The 2,432-nt window shown below is 70.9% G+C and carries 1 protein-coding gene; it reads left to right on the top strand.

What is annotated here, in order from left to right:
• The first annotated feature begins 146 nt into the window (after positions 1-146).
• On the top strand, positions 147-2,369 hold the full coding sequence (locus ACFU0Y_RS17890; RefSeq protein WP_380216275.1) for an NADP-dependent isocitrate dehydrogenase: 2,223 nt from the start codon (positions 147-149) through the stop codon (positions 2,367-2,369).
• The last annotated feature ends 63 nt before the right edge of the window (positions 2,370-2,432 follow it).

Raw genomic sequence — 2,432 nt, 5'->3', positions numbered from 1 at the left:
CCCGTTCCCCGCGGGGAACGGGCCCGTGGCCGTGGCGGGACCGGCCGCGCCCGTCGGCCGGCCAGCGGGCGGGCCGCCGCCTCGGGTATCTTGGCACCAGGAAGCACCACCACCGGTCCGACGACATCCTGGGAGACTGCCCGCACATGGCCAAGATCATCTACACCCGCACCGACGAGGCGCCCCTGCTCGCCACCTACTCGTTCAAGCCGATCATCGAGGCCTACGCCTCGACCGCCGGCGTCGAGGTGGAGACCCGGGACATCTCCCTGGCGGGGCGCATCGTGGCGGCCTTCAGCGACCGCCTGCCCGAGGACCAGCGGGTCGACGACGCCCTCGCGGAGCTCGGCGAGCTGGCCAAGAAGCCCGAGGCCAACATCATCAAGCTGCCCAACATCTCCGCCTCCGTCCCGCAGCTCAAGGCCGCGGTCAAGGAGCTGCAGGAGCAGGGCGTCGACCTCCCGGACTACCCGGACGAGCCGCGCTCCGAGGAGGAGAAGGAGGTTCGGGCCCGCTACGACAAGATCAAGGGCTCGGCGGTCAACCCGGTGCTGCGCGAGGGCAACTCGGACCGCCGCGCTCCCGCCTCGGTGAAGAACTACGTCCGCAAGAACCCGCACCGGATGGGCGAGTGGACGGCGGAGTCGAGGACGAACGTCGCCACGATGGGCGCCGACGACTTCCGGGACAACGAGAAGTCCGTGGTCATGGCGGACGACGACACGCTGACGATCCGCCTGGTGGGCGAGGACGGCAGCACCACGGTGCTCAAGGACTCCGTCCCCGTGCTGGCCGGTGAGGTCGTGGACGGCACCGTGATGCGCGCCGCCGCCCTGGACGCGTTCCTCGCGGAGCAGGTCGAGCGGGCCCAGCGGGAGGACGTGCTGCTCTCGGTGCACCTGAAGGCCACCATGATGAAGGTCTCGGACCCGATCATCTTCGGCCACGTGATCGAGGCCTTCTTCCCGGAGCTCTTCGCCGCCCACGGCGCGGCCCTCGAGAAGGCGGGCCTGTCCCCCGCCAACGGGCTCGCTGCGATCCTCAACGGCCTCGACGCCCTGCCCGCCGAGCTGCGCGACGACGTGCGGGCCGCCGTGGACAAGGGCCTCGCCGAGGGGCCGAAGCTCGCCATGGTGAACTCCGACAAGGGCATCACGAACCTGCACGTGCCCTCCGACGTCATCGTCGACGCGTCGATGCCGGCCATGATCCGCACCTCCGGGCACATGTGGGGCCCCGACGGCGAGGAGGCCGACACCCTCGCGGTGCTGCCGGACAGCTCCTACGCCGGGGTCTACCAGGTGGTCATCGACGACTGCCGCGCCAACGGCGCGTTCGACCCCACCACCATGGGCTCGGTGCCGAACGTGGGCCTCATGGCCATGAAGGCCGAGGAGTACGGCTCCCACGACAAGACCTTCGAGATCCCCGCGGCCGGCACGGTCCAGGTCGTCGACTCCTCCGGCGCCGTGCTCATCGAGCACGAGGTCTCCCCCGGCGACATCTGGCGCGCCTGCCAGACCAAGGACGTCGCCATCCGCGACTGGGTCAAGCTCGCCGTGACCCGGGCCCGCGCCTCCGAGACCCCGGCCGTGTTCTGGCTGGACCGCACCCGCGCCCACGACACCAACCTCATCGCCAAGGTCGAGCAGTACCTGACCGAGCACGACACCGAGGGCCTGCAGATCGAGATCATGTCCCCCGAGGAGGCCACCGCGTTCTCGATCGAGCGGATCCGCCGCGGCGAGGACACCATCTCGGTCACCGGCAACGTGCTGCGCGACTACCTGACGGACCTGTTCCCGATCCTCGAGCTGGGCACCTCCGCCAAGATGCTCTCGGTGGTCCCGCTGATCAACGGCGGCGGGCTGTTCGAGACCGGCGCGGGCGGGTCCGCCCCGAAGCACGTCCAGCAGCTGGTCGAGGAGAACCACCTGCGCTGGGACAGCCTCGGCGAGTTCCTCGCCCTCGCGGCGAGTCTCGACCACCTGGCCACCACGGCCGACAACGCCCGCGCCCGGATCCTCGGCGAGACCCTCGACCGGGCCACCGGCACGTTCCTCGAGGAGAACAAGTCCCCGAGCCGGAAGGCCGGCGAGATCGACAACCGCGGCAGCCACTTCTACCTGGCCCTGTACTGGGCCCAGGAGCTGGCGCGCCAGGACGAGGACGCCGAGCTCGCCCAGGCCTTCGCCTCCGTGGCGGAGCAGCTGGCCGAGCACGAGCACGCGATCAACGAGGAGCTGCTCTCCGTGCAGGGCCGGCCCGCCGACATCGGCGGCTACTACCGCCCGGACGACGCGAAGACGTTCTCGGTGATGCGCCCCTCGGAGACCTTCAACCGGGTCCTCTCATCGCTCAGCGCGTGAGCTGAGCGCCCGCGCGGACCTGCGCGGGCGGCACGCACGGCAGCGGCCGCACTCCCCGCGGGG

Origin of the sequence: Kocuria sp. NPDC057446 (assembly GCF_042802875.1) — a bacterium.
Taxonomy (GTDB): domain Bacteria; phylum Actinomycetota; class Actinomycetes; order Actinomycetales; family Micrococcaceae; genus Kocuria.
Note: the sequence above shows the minus strand (reverse complement) of the source record. Positions and strands in the feature narration are given on the sequence as shown.